This window comes from Nocardia sp. NPDC057272 (genome assembly GCF_042668615.1).
Classification (GTDB): Bacteria; Actinomycetota; Actinomycetes; order Mycobacteriales; family Mycobacteriaceae; genus Nocardia.
The window spans coordinates 147,476-174,282 of sequence record NZ_JBHUYK010000001.1 but is presented as its reverse complement, the minus strand read 5'-3'; the positions used below and the strand labels follow the sequence as shown (position 1 = coordinate 174,282).

The window sequence follows — 26,807 nt, the reverse complement described above, 5'->3', positions numbered from 1 at the left end:
GTCACATTACGGCGCTATAACGACAGTGGTGTGATTACGGATTTATTACGGTCGACCAGGGGTGAACAGTGTTCGTTTGGACAATGCTCGCTACAAATGGCGTCGTGATCGGTACGTGATCTCAGGTCGCAAACCGGCTACATTCGATCACGGCTTGAACAACAACCCGAGCCGAATCGAATCGCAGAACGCCAGAAAGCCTGCCCCGTGATTCGAGGATCCCCGACATGACTGAGGGGCAGGGACGCGGTAGTTTCCATCACCGAGTCGGTGGGCGCAGGCAGGAAATACTTTATGTCTTTGAATCGCAAGTTCACCACCCGTGCCCTTGGTCTTGCCGCTGTTGCCGGCGCGATGATCGCCGTTCCGGCCGGTCTGACCACCGCAACCGCCTCGGCGAACAACTGGGACGCCGTGGCGCAGTGCGAGAGCACAGGCAACTGGAACATCAACACCGGTAACGGCTACTACGGCGGCCTGCAGTTCTCGCAGAGCACCTGGGAAGCCTACGGTGGCGCGGGCACCGCCGACAACGCCAGCCGTGAAGAGCAGATCCGCGTGGCCGAGAACGTGCTGGCCGCGCAGGGTCCCGGCGCCTGGCCCGTGTGCAGCGCCTACCTGTAAAGAGCGCTGACAAGTAAGACTTTCCTTGTCGGGAAACGAATTACCCGCTATTCGATGCACACGTCGAATAGCGGGTTTTTTCGTTCTCGAGGGAATCGAGTCGATACACCGTGAGTGACGCGGCGAGCATACGCGAATCTTTCGGATCGGCCGGGTCGAGACCGGTGAGTTCGGCGATCCTGCGCAGGCGATAGGTAAAAGTATTCGGGTGCACGTGAATAAGTCGTGACGCAGTTTTGCGGTCGGCGCCGTGCACGAGATGCGCTTCCAGCGCATCGATCAGGTGCGGGCTGCTCAGGAGCGGAATCACCCGCTGCGCCAGGCGTTCTCGGGCCGGGCCGGGCCGGGTGAGCTGATATTCGAGCAGTAGATCGTCGAGCCGATAGCAGCCGCCGGGCTTGCCGCGTAGTCGCGCAAGTTCGGTCAGTTCGGTCGCGTCCTTCGCCGCGGCCGGAATGGCGTCACGACTGACGCCGGAGAATTCGGCCAGATACACCGGTACCCCGAACTGGGCCCGCAGTCGGTCGGCGAGTTCGTCGAACTTCGCCGTGTCGAGGATGTCGGTTTCGGAACTGTGACTCAGCAACGCGATCCCGTGAGCGCCGTCGAAGGTGGCCGGGGTGGTGGTGCCGGTGAGTTCGTCCAAAGCGCGCTGCAACACGCGGATCCGTCGCCTGGTCACCAGGTTGGCCGCGGTGCCCACGCGCGGCGGCTCGCTCAGATGGACCGCCAGCACCGTGTACTGGTCGGCGAGGATCGTGTCGGCGCGGGCCGCGAGCTCCTCGGCGGGCAGGCCGCGAACCAGTGCCGAACACAGCTCCCGGCGCGCCTCGCGTTCGGCGTGATAGATCGACTGCTCGACCTCGGTGTAGGTCTCCACGACCGTCATGTTGATATGGCGCAGCAGGTCGAGCAGGCGGTTGCCCACCCGCGCCATCTCCGCGGTCTCGGTGGGCAGAGCCAGCGACAACGCCTCCGCGAACACCGACTGCGCCGAGCCGTGGATCGCGCCGATCAGCATCAGCAACGGCAGCCGGTCCTCGGCGTGACGCTCGGCGACCGGGGCGACGAAGGCCGCGACCTCGGCGTAGGTGAACTCGCGGTCGGCGCCGATCGCCTCGAGCACGGCCCGCCCGCACGCGTAGATGGTCGGTAGCACTTCCGCGGTGAAGTGTCCGTCGGGCAGTTCGGCGGGCGCGTTGGCGCCGAGACCAGCGGCGAGCATGCGTTCGGAGATCTGTGGCCACCGCGTCAGCAGGCGGGCGGTCAGCGCGGGCAGAGCGGGGAGTTCGGAAACGGGGTGTTCGGCGAGCATGACTCGATTGTGTCCGACGACAGCCCGGTAGTGGACCATCCGATCGAAAACGTACAGAACTTGGTTCCCGCGCCAATCCGGTCCAGAGTTTCTCGTTGCCCGGTGCAGTGACATCACTGTGTCCTGGGTCATAGATTCGCAGAGCGCGTCCGAGCTACCTGTTCGTCGACGCGGATCTACGGAAGTGAAACCATGATTGCAACGACGCATTCCCTTCGCCGCGCACTGTGCGGAATCGGCATCGCCGCGGCGCTGACCGTGGCCGCGGGCCCGGCCGGCGCGGCCCCCACGCTGGAACCGACGATCGCCTCGCTAGCCGAATACATGAACGCGGGCACGGTGGCCGCCGCCGACGGCCGCACCCCCACCGCCATCGCCGACACCGGCAGCGCCTCGGGCAGCAGTTCGGGTTCGTCGGGCAGCCGCGCCTCCGACGCTGTCGGTGAGGGCCCCGAGATGTCGGCCTACCTGCCCGCCTTCGCCTACGGCCTGCTCCACCCCGACGCCGCGCCGCCCGGCGCCAACCGCTGGGATTGCAAGCCCTCGGCGCAGCACCCGCGCCCGGTGGTGCTGCTGCACGGCACCTGGCTCAACGCCTACGACACCTTCTCCTATCTCTCGCCCCGCCTCGCCGAGGCCGGGTACTGCGTGTTCGCCTTGAACTTCGGCAAATCCGGGCTGCTGGAGGCCGGTGGACTCGGCGCCGTGCTGCCGGGGCGCTACGGGGTCGGCCCGATGGCCGATTCTTCCCGTCAGGTCGCCGCCTTCATCGAACGAGTACGCGCGGCGACCGGGTCCGACCAGGTCGACATCGTCGGCCATTCCCAGGGCGGCACCATCGCGAATCACTACCTGAAGTTCGAGGGCGGCCAGGGCAAGGTCGGCAAGCTCGTCAGTTTCGGCGCCACCCACCACGGCACCTCGCTGCTCGGGATCGCCACCCTCGGCCGCATGATCAACAACGCCGGCATCGACATCCTGGGCTTCTACCGGCCGATCATCGGCGCTGCCAATGTCGAACAGGCCATCGGCTCGTCGTTCTACACCACCCTCAACGCCACCGGCGACACCGTGCCCGGCGTCGCCTACACCGTGGTCGGTTCCCGCTACGACGAGGTGATGAATCCCCTCGACCTCACCTTCCTGCGGGCCGGACCGGACGCGACCGTCGACAACATCGCCCTGCAGAACGGCTGTGAGCAGGACGTCTCCGACCACCTGACCATGATGTATTCCCCGCGCGCCGCCTCGATCGCGCTGCGTGCCCTCGACCCGGAAGGCAGTCCCACCTTGACCTGCACGTTCAACCCCTGGTTCTTCGGTGGCGGCGGCAGCCTATGACCGTCGACGCCCCGGCGCCGACCCGGCAGGCCGCGCCGCTGCTCCCGCCCGACGACCCGTTCTACGACGCGCCATCCGGTTTCGACGTGCTCGCGCCGGGGACGGTGGTGCGGTCGCGGCCGGTGGAGGTCGCGTTGTTCGGGGTGATCCGGCAGCGGATCACGGCCTGGCAATTGCTGTACCGCACCTGCGATCTCGACGGTGCGCCGGAAGTGTCGGTGACGACGGTGCTGCTGCCGTGGGACGCCGCCGCGCGTCCCCGGCCGCTGGTGTCGTTCCAGTGCGCGATCGATGCGGTTGCCCCGCAGTGCTTTCCGTCGTACGCGTTGCGGAGCGGCGCGTGGACGATCGGTTCGATCGCGCCGCTCGAGCTGCCGATCATCGCGATGGCCCTGGAGCAGGGCTGGGCGGTATCGGTACCCGATCACGAAGGGGCGGGTGGCCGGTTCGGAGCGGCACGTGAACCCGGATACCGTGCGCTGGACGGGATTCGGGCCGCGCTCGACTTCGCCCCGATGGTACTGACGCCCACCACGGCGGTTGCCCTGTGGGGCTATTCGGGTGGTGGGTTGGCGACGGCGTGGGCCGCCGAACTGGCCGCCGAGTACGCGCCGGAGCTGAACATCGTCGGCGCGGCGGCGGGATCACCGGTGGGTGACCCGGCCGCCGCGTTCGTTCGTCTCAACGGCGGATGGTTCGCCGGGTTCCCGGCGGCGTTCGTCGCGGGATTGCGGCAGGCCTATCCCGAACTCGATCCGGTGCTGAGCGATCACTTCGACGCGCGATATCGCGGTCTGCTCGGTGAGGCCGAGGAGCGCAGCACCTTCGCGCTGCTGCTGCGGTTCGCCCGTCGCGATGTGACTCGGCATCTGCGCGGCGGCATGGGGGAGTTGCTCGCCGAGCCCGTCCTGCGCCGCATTCTCGCCGACATCGAACCCGGCACTCGCGCACCCGCCGCACCGCTGCTCATCGTCCAGGGGGTGAACGACGAGGTGATCGCCGTCGCCGATATCGACGCCCACGTGCGCCGGTACGAGCAGGCCGGGGCGACGGTGCGCTACCTGCGCGTGCGCCGCGGTTCGCACCTGCCACTCGAATTCCTCATCGTCCCGGCGATTCTCGATTGGCTCACCGACAGATTCGCTGGAATTCCCGCACCGACCGGCACGTGCACGGTTGCCTCCGTCGCCCGCTCACCGCGGGCTCTGCGTACGCACTTCGCGTTCGTGCGGCTGGCGCTGCGGATGCTGGCAGGTATGCCGATCGGTGGGGTGTCACCGGAACGAACCGGCCTGCGCGACAGCGATGCCGAACATCCGCACGTGGTCGGTGATGCCTCGATCGCGGTCGAATGCTGAGTCGGTGTACTCCGTGAGACGCGTGCTCGATTGTGGTGGCGTGTCAGGAGCGGCCGCCGTGAGCTGAGCCTCGCCACGCAGCGGCCAGAGCGCGACGAACTTCGCGGTGTCGCGCCGTGTTCGGCTGTCGCTGTCTCGTTGTCGCCGCGCCGCCTCGAGATCGGCCGACGCGGCGAGCTGCCGCGCCGTGTCGTTCCTCGAAGGTGTCATTCCGTGTTCCTCACTACCGGCACCGGCACCGGCACCGGCCGTCGGAACATAGATGCGCCATGCCCCGGCGGCGGTTCGCCGCGAACCGTTTGCCCCTCGCACGGCATCAGTGTCGGTGAGGGGTTTCACCGACGTTGTCGCCACCATCGCGCCGACGTCGGTGAAGTACTACTGCCCTGGGAGTGACGGCCGCGCCGCCGCTCGCCGAGTGGAGCCGCAGGGGGGTTCCACCCGGTCCGTCGGCGCGCCCTCCCGGGGCGTATCCGAACCCGGTTGCCGGACGAACATCTCCGGCAGCCGGGTTCCGTGCCTTGCACCACAACCCGCGACGATCAGCTCAAACCGGCGACGATCGCCGCCCGTACCGGATCACCGGCAGGTAGGCCCTTGGCCACCCGCCGCCAGGCGTTGCGCCCGGCCGTCAGCGAGCAGCGCACCGCATCGGTCACCGCCGAGACGTGCGTGCTGTCGAGTGCCGCACCCGGCAACAGCGAGATCTCGAGATCCTCGGACATGGTGAGCGCCCTGGTGACGGCCTGCCCGGTGAGCGTGCCGTCGTCACCGGCGTAGAGGACGACGAGCAGTTCGGTGCGCTCGGCACCGAGACGCACCGAGACCCGCACGATGTCGCCCGCCGCGGCCCGAGCGCCGAACGAGTGCACCGAGATTCGCGTCTGCTCCGCGCCCGCGGGCGAGCGTGTGAATTCGATCCCCAACTCCCGGTCGCGCTGCTTCTGCACCGTGCGAGTCGCTGTCTGCTCGCTGTCCGACGACGCGGCGAGCGGCTGCACGGACCAGCCGGGCACCGTCATCACAGCCCGGCGCGCACCGAGGTCGCCGAGCGCGGCTGAGCCGCCCGACACCGCGCCCGCGCGTAACAGTCGCTCGGCGATTCGCGCCCCCGCGGCGGCGGATTCCGCGTCGGCGTCCGGACTGTCGGCCGCGGCGAAGGCGATCAGCACGTCGAGGTCGACAGGCAGACTCAACCGGTCCGCGTCATGATCCGGCGCCATCACGCTGTCTCCTCGTTGTCCCGGTCGTCGAGCTGCGCGCGCACGGCCTCGCGCAGCAATTTGGCGCCTGCCGCGCGTAATCGCTTGACCTTCTCCTGGCTGAACCGCAGGTCGCCGGCCACCTCGCCGGTGGTCTGCACATCGGTATAGCTGCCGTCCGTGGCGATCACGAAGGTCGCGCGGAGCACGGCCGCGGTCTCCGCGTGCGTGATCGAGGCCAGTGCGTCCCGCAGGACTGCGCGGTCGGCGAGCCGGTTCTCGGCGTCGCCGCACCGGTGATCCTCGAGTACCAGGACCGCCGACTCGTAGTCGACCCGCTGGCCGGGGTGGCGTTTCTCGGCGGTGCGACTGCGGCGGTCCTGGAGTACCTGCCACTGGAGCTTCTTGAGCACCAACGCTTTCCAGTGCCGGATCCGCTCGGTGGGCAGCGTCGCGGTGAGTTCGATTATGGTGTCCTGGGCGACGTCTTCGAAGTCGCTGCGCATGTCCGGGTCGAGCCGATCCAGGACGTAGCGTGCTTTGGTCGCCGCATAGGTCGACATGGTGACCAGATCGGCGCCGAAGATGTGATCGACCACCGCCGGGCGCAGGCGTTCGGGGACCTCGCTCCAGCAGGCGCCGAGCCATTCGTCCAAGGGTTCAGTGCTCACCCGGCACCCCCACGCGGCCGACGGCGCGCCCACCACGGCTCGGTTTCTCGACGCTCCCCACGCCGCAGGCCGGGCCGAGGACAGACAGTGGCGCGCGGTACGGGGTCGAGCATGTCGCATCGCGGAGCCTCCTGTCGGGTCGATCGGCTCCTACACAGATGCGGTTGCGGCCCGCGGCGGTTCGCTCAGTCGGCATCGACGGTGTCCACGGATCAGGTCGGGCACGCCGGGGAGGCGACCATGAACGAGAACGCGATCTGGCAGTACCAGGCCTTTTCGACCTTCCACTTCCCGTCCTCGACGACGAAGTTCACGATGAGCGGCTGCGGCGGGCTGTTGTTGATGGAAGCGGTGCCGTCGGCGATCATGCCGGGGGGTGCGGCGCGGGTACCCGTGATGGTGAGCGCGATGGTGGCGCCGCCCTGGCGGGGCGCGTCGGCCACCCGGTTCGGCAGCTCGGGGTCGCTCCCGATGCCCTGGATCAGCTCGAGCTTCTCGGCGTTGGACACGGTGGTGTCGAGCAGCCGTCGCATCAGTTGCCCGACCTCGTCGGCGCCGGGCAGCGGCGGCGGTGCGGAAATCTCTTGCGCGACCACGGCTGTCGGCTTCGCGCCGGTGTCCGTGTCGTCGACACAGCTCGCCGATACCGGGATCGTGACGAGCAGGGCCGCGGCGGTCAGGGTGCGTCCGGCGATGTGTCGTCTCGACAACGTGGTCCCCTGGGTCGATCGGTGGTGTGCTGGAATTCCATCGTATCGGGGCATTCCCGGCAGGGTCGCCGGTGCTGCCCGGAGGGAGATGGGGGAGACATGGCAGGCGAATCGACCGATCAGCCGACGGATGCGCTGTTGTCCGATGACGCGGTGCTGATCGAGCTGACCGGCGCGTCGCAACGCTGGCTTGCGCTGTGCCGTGCTGCCGTTGCGGCCGGGCCGGATGCCGCCCGCCGATTGCTGGAACACCGGCGGGAGACGGGCGTGCTGGCGAGGCAGTCGCTGGCTCGCTGGAAGGATCTCGCCGCGGACGATCTGCTCGAGGAAGAAGCCGAAGATCCCGACGCGCAGGACCGTCGGATCACCGCGGATCTGTCCGCCGCACGCGCGATGGCGGTGCTGGCGCGGGCATTGACCGGTTCGATCGACACCGACGACGCGTGTGCGGCCTTTCTCGATCACGCCGAACGCGCCGGTCTGACCTCGGTGGGTACCCAATTGCTGCCCGCGGGCATTCCGATCACCAGCGCGAACGCTCCGCTCGGCGAGATCGTGCGCCATCTCCTCGGACAGGGCGCTCGCGCGGCGCGCGGGTACGCCATCATGGCCGCGCTGGAGTTGTCCGGGCATACCCTCCCGGTCGTGCGCAGCAGCCGGATCAGCGTGCTGTTCGCCAGCTTCGGCGGTGGTGGCGAGGTGGGCGTGCTGCGCCTCGACCAGGTCCGGGGCGGACCGAGCGGCCTGCACCCCGACCCGGCGCGGATGGGTTTCCTGCAGGCCGATCGTGCCTTCACCGACAGCCTCGAAAAAGCATGGCGCATCAGCAGATTGGCCGGCACCGACGCGTGCGTGCGATGGTCGGTCTCGACGCACGGCAGCGCCCCGGCCAACGACATCAACGGCGCGTCGATGGGCGCGGCGTTCGCGGTCGCCCTGGACGATCTCGCACCGCGGCACGCCCTGCTGCGAAAGCTGCGGCCCCGTCGACTCGACCCCGAGTGCGCGGTCACCGCGGGCCTGTCCGGGTCGAATCTGACGGCAGTCGGTGGCTATGCGGGCAAACTGACTGCCGCGCAACGCTCGTCGCTGCGCGTGGTGGTCGCGTCGGAGGCATTGCGGGAAGCCGCCGACGAGGCGCCACAGAATTACGCCGACCGGATCTCGGCCGCCCGCACGGTGACCGAAGCGATCGCCCGGACCCGCACACGGGCCAACCTCGCGCTGTGGATCGTTTCTGTCGCGGCCGGGCTGGCCGTGTTGCTGGCGGTGGTGTCGGTGACCAATGTGGTCCAGCTGCGCATCGGGAACGCGGCCGCTCGCGCGGAATCGAATTCGCGCCTGTTCGCCGGTGTCGCCCGAGGGGGCGGCAATCTCAATCCCGCGCTGTCCCAGCAGATCGCCCTCGCCGCCTATCGCACCGCTCCGACCGAGGAGGCGAGGTCCGCGCTGCTGGAGAACACCGCCACGAATGCGCCGATCCGGATCAGTCCCGGCGTCGTGCTCGGTCGCGGGGTGGTCTTCGATCCCGACGCACCACGCATCGCGACCACCGCGCAGGGCGACGTGATCGCGATCGGCGAAGGTGACGGCTCTGTGGAATTGGTGCGGGTGAGCGAGTCCGGCATCGATCGGTGGCCACGGTTCGCCACCGGGAGCGGGCACATCCGCGGTCTCGCGATGAGCGCCGGTCACGAGTGGTTGGTGGTCGCGGGCGATATGCGGTCGGCGTTGTGGAACATCGCCGACCCCGGTGCACCGCGCCTGGTGACCGAGCTGCCGCTCGGCGGCCGGTTGCCTTCGTCGGCAGCGCTCAGTCCCGACCTCGGGTTCGTCGCCATCGGCACCCACAGCGCGACTGTTGTGAGCTGGCGCCTCGGCGACGATCCGGCGCACCCGGTCGCCCTGCCGACGATGTCCGGTTCGGGGCAGCGTGCGGAGGTCGCCCTGAGCGATCGCACGCTCGTCGCGGCGGTGCCGTCGTTGTTCGGCGGAATCTGGACCACCACGGTGCGCGCCTGGAACATCGAGACCCTCGACCGCGAGCAGACACCGGTGTTCGACCGCCGCCTCGAACGGCCCGGCGGCGCGGAGGCGAGGTCGGTCGAGTTCAACGGCGACGGCACCGTGCTGGCCGTCGGCCTCAATCCGGGCGAGGTCGCGCGCTGGCGAGTAGGCGCGGACGGCTTCGACCCGATGCCTGCCGTGCCGCGGGGCGCCAACGAATACCTCGACGTATCACCGACCGGGGACGGTCGATCCGCCGTGATCGTCGGCGGCGACACCCGGGCGCGCATTCGCGATCTGGACACCGGCGAGGAGCTGGTCACGCTCCCGATCGACATGGTCGCGCGGGCGCGCTTCCTGCGCGGTGGAAGGTCGCTGGTGACAACGAGTTTCGATCATGCCGTGCATGTGTTCGAACTGCCGGGCCCGGTCGTGTCGACCAGCTCGCTGACGCTGTTCCGGTTTCCGCTCGACCAGCCTGCCCTCCCGCAGGACCTGTTCCCCCACCTGCGAAGTCTGGCCAGAACTCCCTACGCCACCGATCGAGCGCTGCTCGACGGCGACCCCGCCGGCCTGATCGACGTCGTCGCGATCGCCCCGAACGCGGCCAGGGCGGTCACCAGAACCGAATCCGCGATCCAGGTATGGGACATCACCGACCCGGTGACTCCGCGTCGTGTCGGCGCGCCGCTCAGCGCGGCAGGCGTCGACATCCGCGCCATCACGTTCAGCCCCGACGGTTCCTTGGCCATCGGCCGCAGCATGACCCAGACCGTCGATCTCTTCGATGTCGCCGGCGAGCCCCGGCTGCGGTCGAGTATCCGATTCGGCCGCGGCTACCCGACCTCCCTCGCGTTCAGCCCGGACGGCGGCCTGCTCGCCGTGGGCAGCCACCGCACCGGCAATGTCAGCGTCTTCTCGACCACCTCCACCGCGCAGCCGATCGCCGAACTGTCCGATCTGCGAACCCCGGGACAGACCATCGCGCTGGCCCTGAGTTCGCGCGACACACTCGCGGTAGGCACTCTCACCGGCGCCTTCGTCTACCAGCTCGGCACGCCGGGTACCCCGCCGCGTGCCCTTGCAGCCCCCGTGGGCGCCAACGGCTCGGCGGGTTCGGTGGCGTTCGATCCGGACGGAACCTTGCTCGCCATCGACGACATCGTCAGCGGCACCATCCTGCTCTGGGACTACTCCGACCCAGCGCACCCCACCGCCTACGCCACCATCGCCCGGGGGCTGCGCCACCGGCAACCCACCATGCTGGCCTTCGCCGCCGGCGGCGCTGTCCTCACCGAGTCCGCGGTCGACGGCACCCTGCGTCAATGGCGCACCGACGCCGCCGCAGAAGCCGATCGGATCTGCGCCAGCGGCACCACCCCGATCACCCGCGAGGAATGGGCGGGCGCCCTCCCCGGCCACGCCTATGTGAACACCTGCCCGGCACGCTGACCGATACCCCCTGGCCGGAGTATTCGCATTTGTGTGTGACGCTGTGTAGCGGTGCCCCTATTTCTTGGGGCAATGGAAATGCGGCCTTATCGGATGTCGCAATACGAATCTCATAGAGTTCTCAGAATTAATTAAGGAACAGTGGGTATCGCGCGAAAATGCCAGGTGGGGGCGGTGTTGTGGCCGTACTGTTACCAGTGTCACTAAATCGGAAAATCCGTAACCCGTCGCGTTTGAGTGTCGATATGCCATTCGTAAGCCAGCTCCGGCTGGGCCTATGCGAGAAACAGAGGAATTACTATGATCCCCGTTATCATCGACACCGGTAGCGCTGCCCTGGGCGGCCTCTTCGACACCCTCGGCGCCGCACTGCACGGGCTGGTCGACACCCTGTGGACCGGTTCCTTCGGCGGCTGAATCAGCCCCATAGGTCGATGAAACGACCTGGTCCTCGCTAGCGCGTGACCGACGAGAAGGCCTCGCACCCGACGGGTGTGGGGCCTTCCCTCGTCAGTGGGTGTGGGGCGCCTGTTGGGACACGTGCTTGGGACCGTGCGAGTCGGCGCACGGGTGGGAGTCACGGTTGCCGATGTCGAGCAGTTTCGGGCTGGCGTGGTCGACCTGCAGGGTGACGTGCTCGATGTGGTGGTCGTGGTCGAGCATGTGCGCGATGTCCTCGCGGACCGCATGGCAATCGTGGCCGGGCTGGACGAGAACGTGGGCCGACAGCGCGGGGGAGCCGGAGGTGATTTCCCAGATGTGCAGGTCGTGGACTTCGGTGACGCCGTCGCGCGCGGCCATGTCGCGACCGATCTGCGCCGGGTCGAGATGTTCGGGCGCGGCCTCGAGGAAGATCCGGCTCGACGCCTTGATCAGCCCGATGCCGGCCTTGATCATCAGCGCCACCACGATCAGCGTCGCGACGACGTCTGCCTGGACCCAGCCGGTGAGGATGATGATCAGGCCGGCGACGGCGGTGGCGATGAACGCGAACAGGTCGTTGAGGATGTGCTGGTAGGCGCCCTCGACATTGAGACTGGTGCGATCGGCGCGGCTGATCATCCAAGTCGCGAGCACGTTCACAGCGACGCCGACCAGCGCGGTGATCAGCACCAGCCAGCCGTGTACCTCCGGCGGCTCGAACAGCCGGCGAATCGCCTCGTAGCCGAGCCACAGTGCCAGCAGCAGCAGCGTCAGCCCGTTGGCCTGGGCCGACAGGATCTCGGCCCGCTTCCAGCCGAATGTCATCCGCCCGGTCGCCGGTCGCGCCGCGAGCCGGATCGCCCACAGCGCCAGCGCGATCGAGGCGGCGTCGGTGGTCATGTGTGCCGCGTCGGAGAGCAGCGCCAGCGAATCGGCGATGATGCCGACGATCACTTCGCCGATCAGGAAGGTGACGATCACCGCCAGCGCGCCGGCCAGCCAGCGTCGATCGCTGTCGGCCGATACCCCGTGGTCGTGCCCGTGCCCTGCGCCCATCGCGTTCCCCTTCTCCTGCGGTCCGATCGGTCGCAATCATATGCACACATCGTTATGTATGCAATTCGTTCTTGGTCGAGCGCGATCGTCGCTGGTCATCGGATGTTGCCGCGTCGAATTCCACCCTATGCCTGAGCGTACGGTCGCGGTGCTGCCCATCGAATCACTCTCGAGAGTGAGGTGCGGTGGACTGTTTGCGGACAGACTGGGACGTCGTGGGAGTACCTCGGGAACATCCGTCGCCGCTGGACGCACTGATCGCCGCCGTCGTAACGGTCGCGAGCGTCGTGCCCGCGCTCGTCGTCGGTGCGTCGTGGTGGGTTGTCGGGCTGTCGGTCCTCGCATCGGCGCCGGTGCTGTGGCGGCGTCGGGCGCCGGTGGGTGTGCTGTGCGTGGTCGGCCCGGCGATCACGGCGCTCGGCTGTGTGCACGCGTTGCCGGTGCTGCCGTTCGGCACGGTCGTCTGTGTGTACACGATCGCGGCGTACTGTTCCGCGCGGCAGCGCCGGCTGACCTTCGTACTGGTCGCGGTGGGAATTCTGGTATCGCTGCTGGTGCCACGCGAGCCCGCTGATTCGTACGCCTACGCCGCGATGTCGTTCATGACGGCATGGGCGCTCGGGTCGGGCGTGCGTGCGAAGCAGGCACAGATCGACGCGCTCGCCGAACGGACACGACGTCTCGACGACGAACGCGAGGCCGCGGTGGTCCGCGAGCGGTTGCGGATCGCCCGGGACATGCACGACGGGCTGGCCCACACCGTCGGCGCGATGATCGTGCGCGCCGAAACCGGTCCGCTGCTGGATCGGGCGGATGCCGACGCGGCCTTCGCGGCGATCGCCGACGGTGGACGTGATGCCCTGCGGGAACTACGCCACAGCATCGGTGTGCTCCGCGAGGACGATCCGCCGCATCAACCCGGGGTGGCGGCTATCGCCGATCTCGTCGCCCTCGCCGAACACGGGGGTCTGACCGCGCGTTTCACCGAGCACGGAACCCGCCTGCCGATCTCACCGCAAGCCGATGCCGCCGCGTACCGGATCGTGCAGGAGGCGCTGACCAATACGGGCAAGCACGCGAAGGCGACGCGGGTCGAGGTGGCGCTGAGCTGGTCATCGGGTCGGCTCGGGGTGCGGATCGCCGACGACGGCACCGCCGTGGAACATGCGCGGGCGGGCGCGGGCCCGACGGGCTTCGGTTTGGTCGGGATGGCCGAACGGGTACAGGCGTGCGGCGGCTTGCTGCGGGCGGAGCCGACGCGTGCCGGGTTCGTGGTGTCGGCCGATCTGCCACTGGCACAGAGGAGTTGACGGTGCGGGTGCTCGTTGTCGACGACCAGGAATTGTTCCGTGCCGGGTTCCGCCTCATCCTGGAATCCGAACCCGACATCGAGGTGGTGGGGGAGGCCTCCGACGGTGTGGAAGCGGTGACGGCGGCCCGGCGGCTCGTCCCCGATGTGGTGGTGATGGACGTGCGGATGCCCCGGCTGGATGGGGTGGCGGCCACCGCGCGGATCTGCGCGGAAACCGCGGCAAAAGTACTGGTGCTCACCATGTTCGATGTCGACGAGTACGTCTATGCCGCCTTGCGGGCGGGTGCGAGCGGGTTCCTGCTCAAAGACGCACGCAGGGCCGAATTGATCGGTGGCGTCAGGGTTGTCGCCGCCGGCGACGCACTGCTGGCTCCCTCGGTGACGCGGCGGCTGATCGCCGAGGTCGCCGGACGCGCGCGTGCCCACCCGGAAGCGTCCGCGCAGCTGGCCGTGCTGACCCCGCGGGAACGCGACATCTTGCGTGAACTCGCCGCCGGCCGATCGAACACGGAACTCGCGGCGCGGCTGGTTGTCACCGAACACACCGTGAAAACTCATGTCAGCTCCGTTCTTTCGAAGCTGGGGCTGCGCGATCGGGCGCAGGCGGTGGTCTTCGCCTACGAATCCGGAATGGTGGCGCCGGGGGACAATCAATTGCCGGGTGGTGTGCGATGAGCTCACTCGCGAGAGGGAGACGAGTCCGCTCGCACGGGCGATGTGCGGGGACCCGCTCCACCGTGACGATTGTCGCGTGACATCTACTGAAGAGGCTGTGCGCGAAGAGTTCTCCGGGCGAACCGGCCGACGAATGTCCGGTCGGGAGCTGACGGCTTGGTCGGCTGCCACGGTGAGCTCGGCGGTGTTGTGGAGTATCGGCACCGGTCTGCAGCCGGTCCCCGGAGTTGCCCTCCTCGCCCCGATCCCGGTGCTGTGGCTGGCCCCACGGCGCTCAGCTCGGGCGGTGTACGCGGCGGCGGTGCTGTCCTGGCTCGGCGGCAACGCCGAATACTGGTCCTATTTCACCGACACCCTGGAGCAACCCGAGGCGACCGCCGTCGCCCTCTTGGTCGGCAGCGCACTCACCTTCGGGGCCGGTGTGGCACTCTTCCGAAAGCTGTTGACGCAGAACAGGGTCGGGTTGGCTGTGCTCGCGCTACCCGCCGCATGGACCGCCGCCGAGTTCCTGTTCGGTCTGGTCGGCGGGATCGGCGCGTGGTGGAGCATCGGCTACTCCCAGGCCGGGGTCGATCCGATCGTGCGTGTCGCTTCGCTGACAGGGGTGTGGGGGATCAGCTTCCTCGTGCTCGCGGTGCCCAGTGCCGTTGGCACGATGACGGCACCCGGCATCCGAGCGCCACGCCTGCTGAGGACAGCGGGCGTGACGGCCGCGGTCGTAACCTTCGCCGTCGGCACAGGTCTGTGGTGTTCCGCGGCGGCGAGCGGCGGTCCGGTGACACGGGTAGGGCTGGTGGCTCTCGCACAGCCACCGATGTATGTTCCTGTCGCGTCGCCCGACGGTGCGCGGATGATCGCCGAGGCGGTTACCGCCGTCGACGAACTCGCCGATCAGGGCGCCGAGGTCATCGTGTTCTCCGAGAAAGCATGGCATGCACGACGATCCGAACTCTTCCTGTTGCGCGACCCGCTCACCGCCGTAGCCGCTCGCCGTGGCATCCACGTGGTCGTCGGCCTGGAACTCGAGCAACCGGGCGGCACCGTCAACGCCGCCATCGCCTATCCGGGCGAAACCATCTACGCCAAGCGCTATCTCGTCCCCGGGCTCGAGTCCGGCCTACAACGCGGTGCGACCCCGGTCCAGATCCCCGGCCGCTCGTGGGCGCTCGCGATCTGCGCCGACCTCGACCACCCGGCCCTCGTTCGCCAGAACCGCGCCGACGGCGCGACGCTCCTGCTCGCGCCTGCGCTGGATTTCAGTGTCGATCACTGGTTACACAGCCGGATGGCGGCGGTACGGGCTGTCGAATCGGGCATCGCCATCGCCCGCCCCGCCCAGCTCGGCGAGCTGACCGCCACCGACGCACAGGGCGCCGTTCGAGCCTCGGTCCGCACCGGCATCACCGAAACCCACACGGTGCTGGCCGACATCCGCACCGCCGGCGATCGCACTCCCTACGTCCGCTGGGGCGACTGGTTCGGCGCACTCGCGATCGCGCTGGCTGTGGCCTGCGGACTCGCCGCCATGCGTCGCCGTAGCCACTCGACCGAGGAGACGTCGTGAACTACTCGATCAGTCCTGATCGGGCCAGGAATCGGCGACGACCAACTGTCCCGCCGCCAGGAGCAGCGCGTAGTGCGCGGCGATCACGCCGGTCGGATAGGTCGGCCAGAACGACACCGCCCCGGTCACCTTGTCGATCACGTAGACCGAGCCGCCGATCGGGATCGGCCGATCCGGTGGCGCGTGCAACGGCTCAACCGCGAAAACCGCGAAGCCGTCCGCGAATTCGACGATCTGCCGATCGTGACCCGGCAGGTCGACTGGTAGGTGTTCGGCCGCCACGCGGGTGGCCTCGGCCCGGTCGACCGGCGTCTGCGCGTCGGTCGGATATGCATGGATGTCCACTTGTTCGCTCCTCGCGGGCGATTGTCGTCGCCCCGGTCCGATCGTGCTGGACTTCGCTCGAATGCGCGAACCCGCGATGATCGGGTCCGGAAACGAACGAGCCCGGCGTCCCTGCTCCCCCCTCCTGGAGCAGGCCCGGCCGGGCTCGCAAGAACTACCTTCCGGTACGGCCCCAGCAGGATCCTGAAGAGCCGCTTAACGCGCGGCGTTGTCATCGGCGCGGTCCACCGCGATAACCCCATATGACGGACAACACCTGCGGTGCGCACTGCGCGCGCCTGTGTACCAGGGACGGGCTGGCCGAGGTGCTGGCCACCGATCGCGGTCTGCTGCACTGGCGGGCCATGCGCAGCCTCGGCGACGCCGGCCTGGCCGAGCACGCGGTGCAGGAGACCTTGCTGCGTGGCTGGCGTTCGTGTCACGACTTCGACGGTCGCAAGGGCAGCGTGCGGACCTGGCTGCTGGCGATCGAACACAACGTCATCATCGACATCGTGCGGGCCAGAGCCGTCCGCCCCGGCGATGTGGGCTGGGACGACATCACCGAGGTGTCGGTCTGCGGCAAACCGGATTTCGCCGACGGTCTGGTCGACGGGTTACTGGTCGATCAACTCCTCGCTCGGCTCCCGGAACCGCAGCGGGCAGCCGTGACCGAGGTGATCTTGCACGACCGCGGATACCGGGAAGTCGCCGCCGATTTCGGTGTTCCGATCGGGACCGTGAAGACCCGGGTTCACTACGCGCTGCGGTCGCTGCGCCAATTGCCAGAAGTTGCCTGAACTGGCCCGCTGACGGCTCAGCTGGGCATCCGACCAGCGTCTTTTGATACTCCTATCCAGTTACATTTCGGTAACTGTGCTTGCCCTGTGGTTGTCAACGTTGCAAGAGTGAACCACTGGGTTTGGTGTTACCAGGTGTTACCAATGGGAAGGGAGGGGTGCTCCGGTCCCGGAGCACCGACCGAACATGCAACCAAACATCATCAAGGCCGGAATCTGCTCTACCGTCTCCGCCGCGGTGGTGGTGTCGCTGTCGGGATTGGTCCCCGTGACCGCCCACGCCGCCCCTGAACCAGCGACCAGCGAGCAGCTCGCCGGTAAGACGATCTTCCTCGACCCCGGTCACCAGGGGACGGCGCATTCCGAGGACCTGAGCCGCCAGGTCGACAACGGTCGCGGTGGTACCAAGGACTGCCAGACCACCGGCATGACCTCGCTCAACGGCATCCCCGAGCACACCATCAACTGGGATGTCGCCCAGCTCGTGCGCGCATCTCTGGAGGCACTGGGTGCCGATGTGGTGCTGAGCCGCGCCGACGACACCGGGTGGGGCGGCTGCGTCGACGATCGCGCGCGCGCCGCCAACCAGTCCGGCGCCGACGTGGCGGTGAGCATTCACGCCGACAGTGCGGGCCCCGACCAGCACGGCTTCCACATGATCGTGCCCCAGCTGCCCATTCCCGACTCGATCGCCGACAAGGCGCAATCCGGTGGTGGGCGACTCGTGTCGAGCGCGGTCCGCGACGCTTACCTTGCGGCCGGCTTCTCACCCGCGAACTACGCGGGCGTCAAGGCGGGCCTGCAGACCCGCGAGGATGTGGCGGGCCCGGCGCTGACGCAGGTGCCGCTGGTGTTCGTCGAGATGGGCAACGGCGCCAATGTCGACGACGCCGCCCGCCTGGAATCGCGCGAAGGCCAGCTCGAGCACGCGGTCGCCATCGCGACCGGCGTCGTCGGGTTCCTGCTGAACAAGCCGATTCCCGCCTACGCCGCCGCGCCGGGTCGGATACCGGTCGCGACGACCGCTCAGGAACCCGAACGCGCACCCGCCGCCGACCCGACCGAGGCCCCCTCGCCCAACACCGACGCACCCGCGCCCGGACCGGCGGGGAGCCAGAACGGAGCTTCCGCCCCGGCCGAGGATCCCAACGGCGCCGGAACTCCCTCCGAGGGTACGAACGGCGGGCCGGCGCCCACCACCGATCTGGCCGAACCCGCACAGCCGTCGACGAAGCCCAGCGGGACCACCGCGTCGGTGCCGGAGTCCGGCACGACGGCACCCGCACCGGCCCAGTCGCCCGCTTCGACGACTGCGACGCCGGGAGCGAAAGCGCCCGCCCACGCTCCCGCGCCGGCACCCGCACCCGCACCCGCCCAGGCTCCCGCGCCCGACCGGGCACCGACCGATTCGTCCGCGCCTCCCAGTGGCTCGGGTGATCGGACGGCACCGTCGGAGGACCAGGCTCCCGCCGACGCCAACGCGCCTGCTACTGCCGCTCCGATCCCCGAGCGGGTCCCGATCGCGAATCCGGTTCCGGTAGCCCCCGTCCGCACCGCGTCTCCCGGCGCCCCGGCCCGCACCGCGTCACCCGAGGCTCCCGCCGCACCGTCCACCACCACCCCGAAGAACCGCGGCACCAGCCCGAAATCCCAGGCGACGCCCAACGAATCCGAGCTCGATCTGAGCACGCTCGGCGGTCCGATCACCACCGTCATGACGCTGCTCATGCCGCTGGCTCAAGCGCTCGGCATGGACGAGTCGACCATCCCCGGCCAGCTGATCAATCTCGCGTACACCCTGGTAGGCATGGTTTTCAGCCCGTCCTGACAACGGTTCGCCGCACGTCGACCCGCCCACCTCTGATCGCAGGGGTGGGCGGTGTGCCGCTTGGGGGCGGACGGAGGGAGTCCGGGCGTGGTGGACCGGTCGCCTTCGCCGCGGTGACGTGGTGGCAGCATGGGTGCGGTGATTCCTGTCGTGATCGTTGCTGGGTTTCTCGGTTCGGGGAAGACGACCCTGCTCAATTACCTGTTGCGCAACAATCGGGGGACCCGGATCGGGGTGGTGGTCAACGATTTCGGGGCGGTGAACATCGACGCGATGCTGGTGGCGGGGCAGGTCGACGCGATGGTGTCGCTCGGCAACGGGTGTGTGTGCTGCGCGGTGGACGTGTCCGAACTCGACGATCTGTTCGCGCAGCTGGCGCAACCGCGCAGCGCGGTGGATGTGATCGTGGTCGAGGCCAGCGGACTGGCCGAGCCGCGCAACCTGATCCGGATGGTGATCGCCAACCCCAACCCGCGCATCGCCTACGGTGGCCTGGTCGAAGTGGTCGATGCCGAGCAGTTCGCCGCCACCAGCACGCGACATCCCGAGCTGGTGACGCATCTGCGGATGGCGGATCTGGTGCTGGTGAACAAGGCCGATCGAGTCGGGGCCGAGGCGCTGGCCGGTTTGCGCGCACAGCTGACCGACTGGGTGGGGCAGGTGCCGGTCTACGCGACGACGCACGGCCGCATCGACCCAGGCCTGCTGTTCGACGATCGGGCACCCGAGCAGCCGAAAACAGCCGAGCAACTGAGCTTCGACACGCTGCTCGACGACCATGATCACGACGACCCCGACCATCGCCACCTTCACGACGACTACGTCTCGGTAGCGTTCACGAGCGAGCGCGCGTTGAATCCGCGTGCGCTGGTGGCCTTTCTGGAAGATCCGCCGTCAGGGCTGTTCCGTGCCAAGGGATGTGTCGCGTTCGCGGTGGCAGGTGAGCGCCGCAAGTTCGAAGTGCACCTGGTGGGCCGGCACGTGGTCGTCACCCCTGGAAGCTGGGCGCGCGGCGAGCGCCGTGTCTCGAATCTGGTGCTGATCGGTGCCGGACTGGATACGGTCGCGGCGTTGAAACGCTTGCACGACACAGTCTTCGACGGTGAGACACCGTTGGACGAGCAGGAGATGCTCGGTGTGTGGCGGTACGCCACGCAGTAGCGTCAGCCGCAGGCGTTGACCCATTCGGAAAGCCCGTCGGCGAACAACTGCCGCTTCCAGATCGGCACCTCGTGCTTGATCCGGTCGACCAGCTCGGCACAGACCGTGAACGCCTCGGCCCGATGCGGCGCGGCCACCGCCACCACGATCGCCAGCCCGCCGATCGTGAGCGACCCGATGCGATGCGTCGCCGCGACCGGAAGTCCGCTCGCCTGCGCCACTTCCGCGCAGATCGCGTGCAGGAAGCGCTCGGCCTGGGGATGCGCGGAGTACTCCAGCGACGTCACCGCCTGGCCGCCGTCGTGGTTGCGCACCTTGCCGGTGAACACCACCACCGCGCCGAATTCCGGTCCGTCGACCGCCTTCTCGACGGCGAGGGGATCGAGGTCCTGATCGCTGATGGTCGCCAGCCGAACCGCACCGAAGTCACTCATGGTTGCCGCCTCCGGCTACTTGCGCGAGCAGATGATCCAACAGCGGTTCCAGCACCGCCGTCCCGTCCTTCACCCCGCCGGGCGAACCGGGCAGGTTCACGACAACGGTCCCGCCGGCCAGCCCGGCAACGCCGCGACTCAGCGCGGCGAGGGGGAACTTCGCGGTCCCGCGCTGCCGAATGGCATCGGCGACACCGGGTAGCTCACGATCGAGCACGGCGCGGGTGGCCTCGGGCGTCGCGTCGGTGGGTGAGGCGCCGGTGCCACCGGTGGTGACGACGAGTGCCGGCGCCCCGCTGAGTGCGTCGGCCAGCCCGGCGGCGATCTCGGCATCGGCGTAGACCAGTGGCCCACGCACCGAAAAACCTCGCGCCGTCAGCCAGTCGACGAGGACGGGCCCGGTGGTGTCGGTGCGGGTACCGGCCGCGGTACCGGTAGACGCGACAACCACGACCGCGGTCCGCGAAAAGGTCGGGGCGTCAGGCGATTCCGCCGCAGCGTCGTCCTGGGATTCGGTGGTCGCCGGCAGCGCGGACTCGGCGCCGGCACCCGCGTCCGCCTGTGTCGATCGGTCGAGCGCCGGTGTGCCGGTGTCGGATCGACCCTCGGGTCGCACCCAATGCCCGTGCTTTCCACCCTCTTTGGTGACCAGCCGAACCCCGTTCATCACGGCAGCGGGATCCACCGCCTTCACCATGTCGTGCAGGGTCAGCCCGGCCACGGCGACAGCGGTCAGTGCTTCCATCTCGACCCCGGTGGGCCCCTTGGTCTTCGCGGTCGCCTCGACTGTGATGGTGGTCTCGGTGAACCCGAACTCCACCTTCACCGACGACAACGCCAGCTGATGGCACAGCGGGATCAGCTCGGAAGTCTTTTTCGCACCGGCGATTCCGGCCAGTCGTGCCGTGGACAGCACATCGGCCTTGGGCATTCCCTCGGCCCGCACCAACGCGACCACTTCCGCGGTCGTCTGCAATTCGCCTGCGGCGACAGCGATCCGGGTGGTGTCGGCTTTCGCGCTGACGTCGACCATGCGCGCGCGACCCTCGCGGTCGACGTGGGACAACTCGCTCATAGCGATAAGATTCGCACAGCGACACCGGCGGCCAGCGAGGTGACCTCGGCGGGAACGTCGACGAGGACATCGGCCCAGGCCATCCCCGCGATGAGATGTGAGCCGGGGCCCGAGATCACTTCCACCCCGTCCTCGGTCAGCAGGCCGCGCAGGTATTGGCGACGACCGGCGGGGGAGCGAAGCGGTGTGAGCAGGGTGGTCTCGCCGCTCACGAGCTCCGGCAATCCGGCCAGCGCGCGCACGGCGGGGCGCGCGAACACGGCGTACGACACCATCGTGCTCACCGGATTGCCCGGGAAGCTGAGCACGGGAACCTCGTCGACCACTGTGTAGCCCTGCGGTCCGCCCGGCTGCACCGCGACCGAGCCGAAGGTCCCGCCGAGCGGACCCAGCACATCCTTGACGACCTCGAAGTCACCCTTGGACACGCCACCGGAGGTGAACACCAGGTCGGCGACGGCGGTCGCGGCGTGCAATACCGAGGTGAACACCGCGGGGTCGTCGGTGCTGTGCGCGACCTCGACCACCTCGACACCGTCGGCCCGCAACGCGGCGGCCAGCGCGATGCCGTTGGAGTTGTAGATCTGGCCAGGGGCCAGTGCGGTGCCCGCGGGCTGGAGTTCGTCCCCGGTAGTGATGCAGACAGCGCGTAATCGACTCAGGGCAGGCACCGTGGGCAGGCCGACAGCGGCCAGTGCGGCGATATGGCGGGGCGCGAGCACCGTGCCTGCCCGCGCGACGAGCTCGCCGGTGCGCACATCGGTACCGGCTTCGCGCACGAATTCGCCACGTCCGCGGCCACGTTCGACCACGATCCGGCCCTCGACCGCCTGCACATCCTCGACCGGCACCACACAGTCGGCGCCGGGGGGCATCGGCGCACCGGTCATCACCTTCACCGCGGATCCGGCGGGCAGCGCGTCGGTGCCCGGCTTACCCGCCGCCACCACGCCGGCCACCGGCAGCGTGACCGGGGTGACGGCCACATCGGCCGCCCGCACCGCGTAGCCGTCCATCGCCGAGTTACGGAACACCGGCAGATCGATCGGCGACACCACATCGGCCGACAGCGTGCGGCCGAGCGCCTCGGGTACCGGCACCTGTTCATCCGGGCGGTCGGCGAGGCGGGCCAGCAGCGCGGCGACGGTGTCGCGGTACTCGTCGACGCTGCGCGCCGACGCGGTAGCGGGCCGGGGAGTCATGCTGCCAGCTTAATCGTCGGCGTCGGGGCCGGTCGGCGTCGCGTTGCTCACGGTGGTAGGCGCTCGGCGGTGAGCTGACGAGTTCGCGAAGAATCGGCCCGGCGCACGGAATGTGACGGGCCTTACGGGTCATACTGTAGAGATGACGCTGGTCGAAATGGGGATACCCGCCGTGCGATCGGAGCGGCCGTCCCTGGACGGCAGGCCCGAGACGCCGTTCCTCGTCGACCGCTTCGGCCGGGTCGCCCGCGACCTGCGCGTATCCATCACCGAGAAGTGTTCGCTGCGCTGCACCTATTGCATGCCCGAAGAGGGCTTGCCGCCGATCCCGCGCCAGGAACTGCTCACCGCCGACGAGATCGTGCGGCTGGTGTCGCTGGCGGTGCGCGAGCTGGGTGTGCGGGAGGTGCGGTTCACCGGCGGCGAACCGCTGATGCGCCGTGAGCTGGAACAGATCATCGCGGGCTGTCATGCGGCGGTGCCCGGCACCCCGCTGGCTATGACGACGAACGGCGTCGGCCTGGAACATCGCATCCATAAGCTCGCCGCGGCCGGCCTGACCAGGGTCAACGTCTCCCTCGACACCGTCGACCGGGAAGATTTCACCCGCCTCACCCGCCGCGACCGGCTGGAGTCGGTCCTCAACGGCATCCGTGCCGCGCGCGACGCGGGGATGGCGCCGGTGAAGGTCAACGCCGTGCTGATGCGCCAGAATCTGGCGGGCGCGGCCGACCTGCTCGCGTGGTGCCTGGCCGAACAGTGCGAACTGCGCTTCATCGAGGAGATGCCCCTCGACGCCGACCACGAGTGGGCCCGCGATCACATGGTGACCGCCGCCGACCTCCTCGACGTCCTCGGCGAGCGCTTCACCCTGACCCCCACCGCCCGCGCCGACCCGTCCGCCCCGGCCGAGAAATGGCTGGTCGACGGTGGGCCGGCGACTGTCGGGATCATCGCCACGGTCACGCGCAAGTTCTGCGACAGCTGCGACCGCACCCGGCTCACCGCCGACGGCATGCTGCGTTCGTGCCTGTTCAGCGACCAGGAGTTCGACGTGCGCACCGCGCTGCGGGCAGGCGCCGACGACGACGAGGTCGCCGAGCTGTGGCGCGGTGCGATGTGGCAGAAGTGGGCCGGTCACGGTATCGACGCCGCCGGTTTCGTCCCCCCGGAACGCACGATGGGAGCCATCGGTGGTTGAGGTCCGCTATTTCGCCGCCATCGCCGACGCGGTCGGCAAGAACACCGAATCCCTCGACCTACCCGACGGCGCCACCGTCGCCGACCTGCGCGCCACCCTCGCCGCCACCTACGGCTCCGATATCGACAGCCTCGTCGGCGTCTGCGCCTTCCTCATCGGCGACGAACTCACCCGCGACCCGTCGGCCATGCTCCGCGACCGAGTCGACGTTCTCCCGCCTTTCGCGGGCGGCTAGCCGTGGTCCAGAGCAAGGCCCCCGACGTAGCGACCTACCTCGCCGAACTCCCGGCCGATCGCCGCGAGGCGCTCACCAGGCTGCGCGACCTGTGCCTCCAGGAGCTGCCGGGCTTCACCGAGGTGATGTCCTACGGGATGCCCGCCTACGAACGCGACGGCACCGGCGAGGTCGCCTTCGCCAGCCAGAAGCAGTACATCTCCTTCTATCTCCTGCGCTCCGACGTCCGCGCGGCCTTCGCCGACCGTCTCGCGAGCCAGGACATGGGCAAAGGATGCCTGCGTTTCCGCAAAGAACCGGACTACGAGCTGGTTCGGGACCTGCTGCGAGCCACCGCCTCCGGTGAAGGCGCCCAGATCTGCTGATCCGGCCGGTGGGGCCGGGATCACGCCCCTAGCGCCACCAGGTGTCGAGCGGGGTCACCGGGACGGTGCGCTTGTGGCGGGTGTTGGTGAAGATCGACTCCACGCGGGCGGCCACCTCGGGAGTGACGTCCTTGCCTTCGAGGTAGTCGTCGATCTCGGCGTAGCGCAGGCCGAGTGCGTCCTCGTCGGCGAGGGCGGGGCGGTCGTCTTCGAGGTCGGCGGTGGGGACCTTGGACCAGATGCTCGACGGAGCGCCGAGTTCTTGCAGCAGGGCCGCGCCCTGGCGCTTGGTGAGACCGGTGAGGGGAGTCAGGTCGACACCGCCGTCGCCGAACTTGGTGAAGAACCCGGTGACCGCTTCGGCCGCGTGATCGGTACCGACCACCAGCAGGCTTTCCTGGCCCGCGAGGGCGTACTGGGCGACCATCCGCTCACGCGCCTTGATGTTGCCGCGCACGAAGTCGCGCAGGCGCTCGTGATCGAGCGCGCCCGCCACCTCGATGCCCACCGCGTCGGCGCTGGGCCGGATGTTCACCACGACCGTGCGATCGGGGTCGATGAAATTCAAGGCGGTCTGCGCGTCGTGCTCGTCGGCCTGCACGCCGTAGGGCAGCCGGACCGCCAGGAACTTCGCCTCGACACCGTCGGCGCGCAGCTCCTCGACGGCCAGCTGGCACAGCCGACCGGCCAGCGCACTGTCCTGCCCGCCACTGATCCCGAGGGCGAATCCCTTGGCCGGGGTGGTGGCCAGGTAGTCCTTCAGGAAGTCGACGCGCCGCCGGACCTCCTGCTTCGCCTCGATCTCGGGCAGCACACCCAATTCGGCAATGATCTGTTCACGCAGTGTCCCCATGCGGTCTCACTCTACTTGGGGGACAGGCGAAACGACCCGGCGAACGAGCCATTCCCAGTTGTCGCCGATCTGATCGCGGGTGTAGCCGAGCACCTCGACCTGGTGGATGACCAGCGCCGCCGACAGTGTGGACAGCAGGGTGTCGGCGATCAGCGGCACCTCACCGTCGACGCCGATCGCGCGAAGGAGCAGCATGATGTGCGCCTTGTGCAGGGCGTAGGGTCCACCACCGAAACGCCCGTCCTTCTCCGCGGCCTGGTGTAGATCGCCCTCCACCTCGATGTCGAGCAGCCGGGTCCGCCCGAAGGCGATCAGCCGCTCGACCGGGCCTGCCTCGGGACCGAGCGGCGCGGGCCCGAACATGAACGCGGCCTGGAATTTCTGCTCGGAGTGATCCAGCAGGGCCAGCATGAGCCCGGTCCGGTTGCCGAACCGGCGGAAGACCGTGCCCTTGCCGACACCCGCGCGCTTGGCGAGCGCGTCCATGGTGAGTCCGTCGACGCCGTGCTCACGCACCAACTGCTGGGCCGCGTCGAGCAGCAGCGCGCGATTGCGCGCGGCGTCGGCACGTTCGACGGGTTCCGCGCTGCCGGGCAGCGGCCGTCCGATTCCCAGCAGGGGTGGCTCGTCGGACTTGGGTGTGCCATAGCTCACGCCGCTCACGCGTCCTCCGCGGGAAGTAATCGGACCGGGGTCCGGTTAATGTCGGATGAAACTTGGATCATTCCACTGAGTACACCAGGAGTCGCAATGAGCGAGACCCGCATCCTTACTCTCGTCGGAAGCCTGCGCGCGGGCTCCATCAATCGCCGCCTGGCCGAGGCTGCCGTGCAGACCGCGCCCGCCGGTGTCGACATCAGCATCTACGAGGGCCTCGGCGAGATCCCGTTCTACAACGAAGACCTGGACGTACCCGGTGAGGTGCCCGCGCGGGCCGAGGCGCTGCGTGCCGCCGTCGCCGCCGCCGACGCCGTCCTGCTGGTCACCCCCGAGTACAACGGCACCCTGCCCGCCGTGCTGAAGAACGCCATCGACTGGGCCTCGCGTCCGTACGGCGCCGGTGCGATCAAGGGTAAGCCGGTCGCCGTGGTGAGCGCGTCGATCAGCCCGAACGCCGCGGCGTGGGCACACGGCGACACCGTCAAGTCCGTCGGCGTGGCGGGCGGCGTCGTCGTCGAGTCGGCGCACGCGCAGTTCGCGACCATCGGCGAGCGTTTCGCGCAGACCCATCCGGCCGAGGACGCCGAGGCGCTGACCCAGCTCGGCGCGACCGTGCACGAGTTGGTCGCCGCGGTGAACGGCACGTTGATCACGGCGTAAGCTGGTCCTTCGGCAGGGCGTCGCATCCGTCACGGATGCGACGCCCTTTCGCTGTCCACGAAGTTTGCTGAAGACTCGCCGGTAGATGAAATCGTGATCTGAACCACTGTTTTCCCTGCTGGTCGGCGGCCCGTCCTGGGACTTACCGCGTGGGAATTACATCCGTGCGACTCGCAACACCTTGTGTTGTTCCCATCTGTCGGACACTAGGTGTAGTGTCTGTCGTACTGGAAGACGGTGTGGAGCCACCACTGATCGGGCCCAAGGGAAGGGGTTGCGAGCAGGGCTTTCTTCGCCAG

Annotated in this window: 24 protein-coding genes and 1 pseudogene; 14 read left to right on the top strand and 11 right to left on the bottom strand. The window is 68.7% G+C overall.

Going from position 1 to position 26,807, the window contains the following annotated elements; translation table 11 throughout:
* Positions 1–294 precede the first annotated feature (294 nt).
* Positions 295–621 (top strand): annotated as a pseudogene (locus tag ACFULV_RS00710) (transglycosylase family protein); the annotation flags it as partial.
* 43 nt (positions 622–664) lie between these two features.
* On the opposite strand, the gene ACFULV_RS00705 reads toward ACFULV_RS00710, so the two are convergent.
* Entirely contained in the window at positions 665–1,939 is a 1,275-nt protein-coding gene (locus tag ACFULV_RS00705; protein ID WP_378651711.1) for a PucR family transcriptional regulator, read from the bottom strand.
* A gap of 192 nt (positions 1,940–2,131) precedes the next feature.
* Here ACFULV_RS00705 and ACFULV_RS00700 point away from each other — a divergent pair, with 192 nt between their 5' ends.
* Both ACFULV_RS00700 and ACFULV_RS00695 read left to right on the top strand, forming a co-directional pair.
* Positions 2,132–3,280: an esterase/lipase family protein gene (locus ACFULV_RS00700; RefSeq protein ID WP_378633107.1), complete on the top strand. Its 1,149-nt coding sequence runs from the start codon at positions 2,132–2,134 to the stop codon at positions 3,278–3,280.
* Complete coding sequence (locus ACFULV_RS00695) at positions 3,277–4,638, top strand: lipase family protein (RefSeq protein WP_378651709.1); 1,362 nt, start codon at positions 3,277–3,279, stop codon at positions 4,636–4,638. Before ACFULV_RS00700 ends, ACFULV_RS00695 begins: the two co-directional genes overlap by 4 nt.
* 542 nt (positions 4,639–5,180) lie before the next feature.
* On the opposite strand, the gene ACFULV_RS00690 is transcribed toward ACFULV_RS00695, so the two are convergent.
* From ACFULV_RS00690 to ACFULV_RS00680, 3 genes are all read right to left on the bottom strand, one after another.
* Positions 5,181–5,861 carry a hypothetical protein gene (locus ACFULV_RS00690; protein WP_378651706.1) on the bottom strand — a complete coding sequence of 227 codons (681 nt, stop codon included), beginning with the start codon at positions 5,859–5,861 and terminating at the stop codon, positions 5,181–5,183.
* Positions 5,861–6,511 (bottom strand): hypothetical protein, encoded by a 651-nt coding sequence (locus ACFULV_RS00685; protein WP_378651703.1) that lies wholly within the window; start codon positions 6,509–6,511, stop codon positions 5,861–5,863. The genes ACFULV_RS00690 and ACFULV_RS00685 overlap by 1 nt, the downstream gene beginning before the upstream one ends.
* A 212-nt stretch (positions 6,512–6,723) precedes the next feature.
* Positions 6,724–7,221 (bottom strand): hypothetical protein, encoded by a 498-nt coding sequence (locus ACFULV_RS00680; protein ID WP_378651701.1) that lies wholly within the window; start codon positions 7,219–7,221, stop codon positions 6,724–6,726.
* A gap of 99 nt (positions 7,222–7,320) precedes the next feature.
* Here ACFULV_RS00680 and ACFULV_RS00675 point away from each other — a divergent pair, with 99 nt between their 5' ends.
* On the top strand, positions 7,321–10,680 hold the full coding sequence (locus tag ACFULV_RS00675; protein ID WP_378651698.1) for a WD40 repeat domain-containing protein: 3,360 nt from the start codon (positions 7,321–7,323) through the stop codon (positions 10,678–10,680).
* Between the two features lie 510 nt (positions 10,681–11,190).
* Here the strand turns inward: ACFULV_RS00675 and ACFULV_RS00670 are convergent.
* Positions 11,191–12,159, bottom strand: coding sequence for a cation diffusion facilitator family transporter (locus ACFULV_RS00670; RefSeq protein ID WP_378633122.1), 969 nt, complete (start codon positions 12,157–12,159; stop codon positions 11,191–11,193).
* A gap of 215 nt (positions 12,160–12,374) precedes the next feature.
* On the opposite strand from ACFULV_RS00670, the gene ACFULV_RS00665 reads away from it, so the two are divergent.
* From ACFULV_RS00665 to ACFULV_RS00655, 3 genes are all read left to right on the top strand, one after another.
* Positions 12,375–13,469 carry a sensor histidine kinase gene (locus ACFULV_RS00665; RefSeq protein ID WP_378651695.1) on the top strand — a complete coding sequence of 365 codons (1,095 nt, stop codon included), beginning with the start codon at positions 12,375–12,377 and terminating at the stop codon, positions 13,467–13,469.
* Entirely contained in the window at positions 13,466–14,146 is a 681-nt protein-coding gene (locus tag ACFULV_RS00660; protein ID WP_378651692.1) for a response regulator, read from the top strand. Before ACFULV_RS00665 ends, ACFULV_RS00660 begins: the two co-directional genes overlap by 4 nt.
* A 76-nt stretch (positions 14,147–14,222) precedes the next feature.
* On the top strand, positions 14,223–15,710 hold the full coding sequence (locus ACFULV_RS00655) for a nitrilase-related carbon-nitrogen hydrolase (protein ID WP_378651689.1): 1,488 nt from the start codon (positions 14,223–14,225) through the stop codon (positions 15,708–15,710).
* A 9-nt stretch (positions 15,711–15,719) separates the two neighbouring features.
* Here ACFULV_RS00655 and ACFULV_RS00650 read toward each other — a convergent pair whose 3' ends face one another.
* Positions 15,720–16,055, bottom strand: a complete 336-nt coding sequence (locus ACFULV_RS00650) for a hypothetical protein (protein ID WP_378651687.1) — start codon at positions 16,053–16,055, stop codon at positions 15,720–15,722.
* 242 nt (positions 16,056–16,297) lie between these two features.
* Between ACFULV_RS00650 and ACFULV_RS00645 the strand changes: the two genes are divergently transcribed.
* From ACFULV_RS00645 to ACFULV_RS00635, 3 genes are all read left to right on the top strand, one after another.
* On the top strand, positions 16,298–16,834 hold the full coding sequence (locus ACFULV_RS00645; RefSeq protein WP_378633135.1) for an RNA polymerase sigma factor: 537 nt from the start codon (positions 16,298–16,300) through the stop codon (positions 16,832–16,834).
* A gap of 187 nt (positions 16,835–17,021) precedes the next feature.
* The gene (locus ACFULV_RS00640; protein ID WP_378651684.1) at positions 17,022–18,662 is read left to right on the top strand and encodes an N-acetylmuramoyl-L-alanine amidase; all 1,641 of its coding nucleotides are present in this window, start codon (positions 17,022–17,024) and stop codon (positions 18,660–18,662) included.
* A 129-nt stretch (positions 18,663–18,791) separates the two neighbouring features.
* Complete coding sequence (locus ACFULV_RS00635) at positions 18,792–19,823, top strand: CobW family GTP-binding protein (RefSeq protein WP_378633140.1); 1,032 nt, start codon at positions 18,792–18,794, stop codon at positions 19,821–19,823.
* A gap of 2 nt (positions 19,824–19,825) precedes the next feature.
* Here the strand turns inward: ACFULV_RS00635 and ACFULV_RS00630 are convergent, their stop codons facing one another.
* From ACFULV_RS00630 to glp, 3 genes are read right to left on the bottom strand one after another with little or no spacing between them, the layout of a single operon-like run.
* Positions 19,826–20,257 carry a molybdenum cofactor biosynthesis protein MoaE gene (locus ACFULV_RS00630; protein WP_378633142.1) on the bottom strand — a complete coding sequence of 144 codons (432 nt, stop codon included), beginning with the start codon at positions 20,255–20,257 and terminating at the stop codon, positions 19,826–19,828.
* Positions 20,250–21,332: a bifunctional molybdenum cofactor biosynthesis protein MoaC/MoaB gene (moaCB, locus tag ACFULV_RS00625; protein WP_378651681.1), complete on the bottom strand. Its 1,083-nt coding sequence runs from the start codon at positions 21,330–21,332 to the stop codon at positions 20,250–20,252. Before moaCB ends, ACFULV_RS00630 begins: the two co-directional genes overlap by 8 nt.
* Positions 21,329–22,534: a gephyrin-like molybdotransferase Glp gene (glp, locus tag ACFULV_RS00620; RefSeq protein ID WP_378633147.1), complete on the bottom strand. Its 1,206-nt coding sequence runs from the start codon at positions 22,532–22,534 to the stop codon at positions 21,329–21,331. The genes moaCB and glp overlap by 4 nt, the downstream gene beginning before the upstream one ends.
* Before the next feature lie 142 nt (positions 22,535–22,676).
* Between glp and moaA the strand changes: the two genes are divergently transcribed.
* Genes moaA through ACFULV_RS00605 form a run of 3 tightly spaced genes read left to right on the top strand, consistent with a single transcriptional unit; the run spans position 22,677 to position 24,335 of the window.
* The gene (gene moaA / locus ACFULV_RS00615) at positions 22,677–23,735 is read left to right on the top strand and encodes a GTP 3',8-cyclase MoaA (RefSeq protein WP_378633150.1); all 1,059 of its coding nucleotides are present in this window, start codon (positions 22,677–22,679) and stop codon (positions 23,733–23,735) included.
* On the top strand, positions 23,728–23,970 hold the full coding sequence (locus tag ACFULV_RS00610; protein ID WP_056812377.1) for a MoaD/ThiS family protein: 243 nt from the start codon (positions 23,728–23,730) through the stop codon (positions 23,968–23,970). The genes moaA and ACFULV_RS00610 overlap by 8 nt, the downstream gene beginning before the upstream one ends.
* Positions 23,971–23,972: 2 nt before the next feature.
* The gene (locus tag ACFULV_RS00605) at positions 23,973–24,335 is read left to right on the top strand and encodes an iron chaperone (protein ID WP_378633152.1); all 363 of its coding nucleotides are present in this window, start codon (positions 23,973–23,975) and stop codon (positions 24,333–24,335) included.
* 28 nt (positions 24,336–24,363) lie between these two features.
* Here the strand turns inward: ACFULV_RS00605 and nadE are convergent, their stop codons facing one another.
* Entirely contained in the window at positions 24,364–25,188 is an 825-nt protein-coding gene (nadE, locus tag ACFULV_RS00600) for an ammonia-dependent NAD(+) synthetase (protein ID WP_378633155.1), read from the bottom strand.
* A gap of 6 nt (positions 25,189–25,194) precedes the next feature.
* Positions 25,195–25,842, bottom strand: a complete 648-nt coding sequence (locus tag ACFULV_RS00595) for a TetR/AcrR family transcriptional regulator (RefSeq protein WP_378633472.1) — start codon at positions 25,840–25,842, stop codon at positions 25,195–25,197.
* Positions 25,843–25,938: 96 nt separating this feature from the next.
* Between ACFULV_RS00595 and ACFULV_RS00590 the strand changes: the two genes are divergently transcribed.
* On the top strand, positions 25,939–26,508 hold the full coding sequence (locus ACFULV_RS00590) for an NAD(P)H-dependent oxidoreductase (RefSeq protein ID WP_378651678.1): 570 nt from the start codon (positions 25,939–25,941) through the stop codon (positions 26,506–26,508).
* The last annotated feature ends 299 nt before the right edge of the window (positions 26,509–26,807 follow it).

What these genes read in the sequence shown, in the direction of transcription:
- ACFULV_RS00705 (WP_378651711.1), bottom strand. Translation starts at nt 1,939, where the DNA reads ATGCTCGCCGAACACCCCGTTTCCGAACTCCCCGCTCTGCCCGCGCTG.
- ACFULV_RS00700 (WP_378633107.1), top strand. Translation starts at nt 2,132, where the DNA reads ATGATTGCAACGACGCATTCCCTTCGCCGCGCACTGTGCGGAATCGGC.
- ACFULV_RS00695 (WP_378651709.1), top strand. Translation starts at nt 3,277, where the DNA reads ATGACCGTCGACGCCCCGGCGCCGACCCGGCAGGCCGCGCCGCTGCTC.
- ACFULV_RS00690 (WP_378651706.1), bottom strand. Translation starts at nt 5,861, where the DNA reads ATGGCGCCGGATCATGACGCGGACCGGTTGAGTCTGCCTGTCGACCTC.
- ACFULV_RS00675 (WP_378651698.1), top strand. Translation starts at nt 7,321, where the DNA reads ATGGCAGGCGAATCGACCGATCAGCCGACGGATGCGCTGTTGTCCGAT.
- ACFULV_RS00670 (WP_378633122.1), bottom strand. Translation starts at nt 12,159, where the DNA reads ATGGGCGCAGGGCACGGGCACGACCACGGGGTATCGGCCGACAGCGAT.
- ACFULV_RS00645 (WP_378633135.1), top strand. Translation starts at nt 16,298, where the DNA reads ATGACGGACAACACCTGCGGTGCGCACTGCGCGCGCCTGTGTACCAGG.
- ACFULV_RS00640 (WP_378651684.1), top strand. Translation starts at nt 17,022, where the DNA reads ATGCAACCAAACATCATCAAGGCCGGAATCTGCTCTACCGTCTCCGCC.
- ACFULV_RS00635 (WP_378633140.1), top strand. Translation starts at nt 18,792, where the DNA reads ATGGGTGCGGTGATTCCTGTCGTGATCGTTGCTGGGTTTCTCGGTTCG.
- ACFULV_RS00630 (WP_378633142.1), bottom strand. Translation starts at nt 20,257, where the DNA reads ATGAGTGACTTCGGTGCGGTTCGGCTGGCGACCATCAGCGATCAGGAC.
- moaCB (WP_378651681.1), bottom strand. Translation starts at nt 21,332, where the DNA reads ATGAGCGAGTTGTCCCACGTCGACCGCGAGGGTCGCGCGCGCATGGTC.
- glp (WP_378633147.1), bottom strand. Translation starts at nt 22,534, where the DNA reads ATGACTCCCCGGCCCGCTACCGCGTCGGCGCGCAGCGTCGACGAGTAC.
- moaA (WP_378633150.1), top strand. Translation starts at nt 22,677, where the DNA reads ATGACGCTGGTCGAAATGGGGATACCCGCCGTGCGATCGGAGCGGCCG.
- nadE (WP_378633155.1), bottom strand. Translation starts at nt 25,188, where the DNA reads ATGGGGACACTGCGTGAACAGATCATTGCCGAATTGGGTGTGCTGCCC.
- ACFULV_RS00590 (WP_378651678.1), top strand. Translation starts at nt 25,939, where the DNA reads ATGAGCGAGACCCGCATCCTTACTCTCGTCGGAAGCCTGCGCGCGGGC.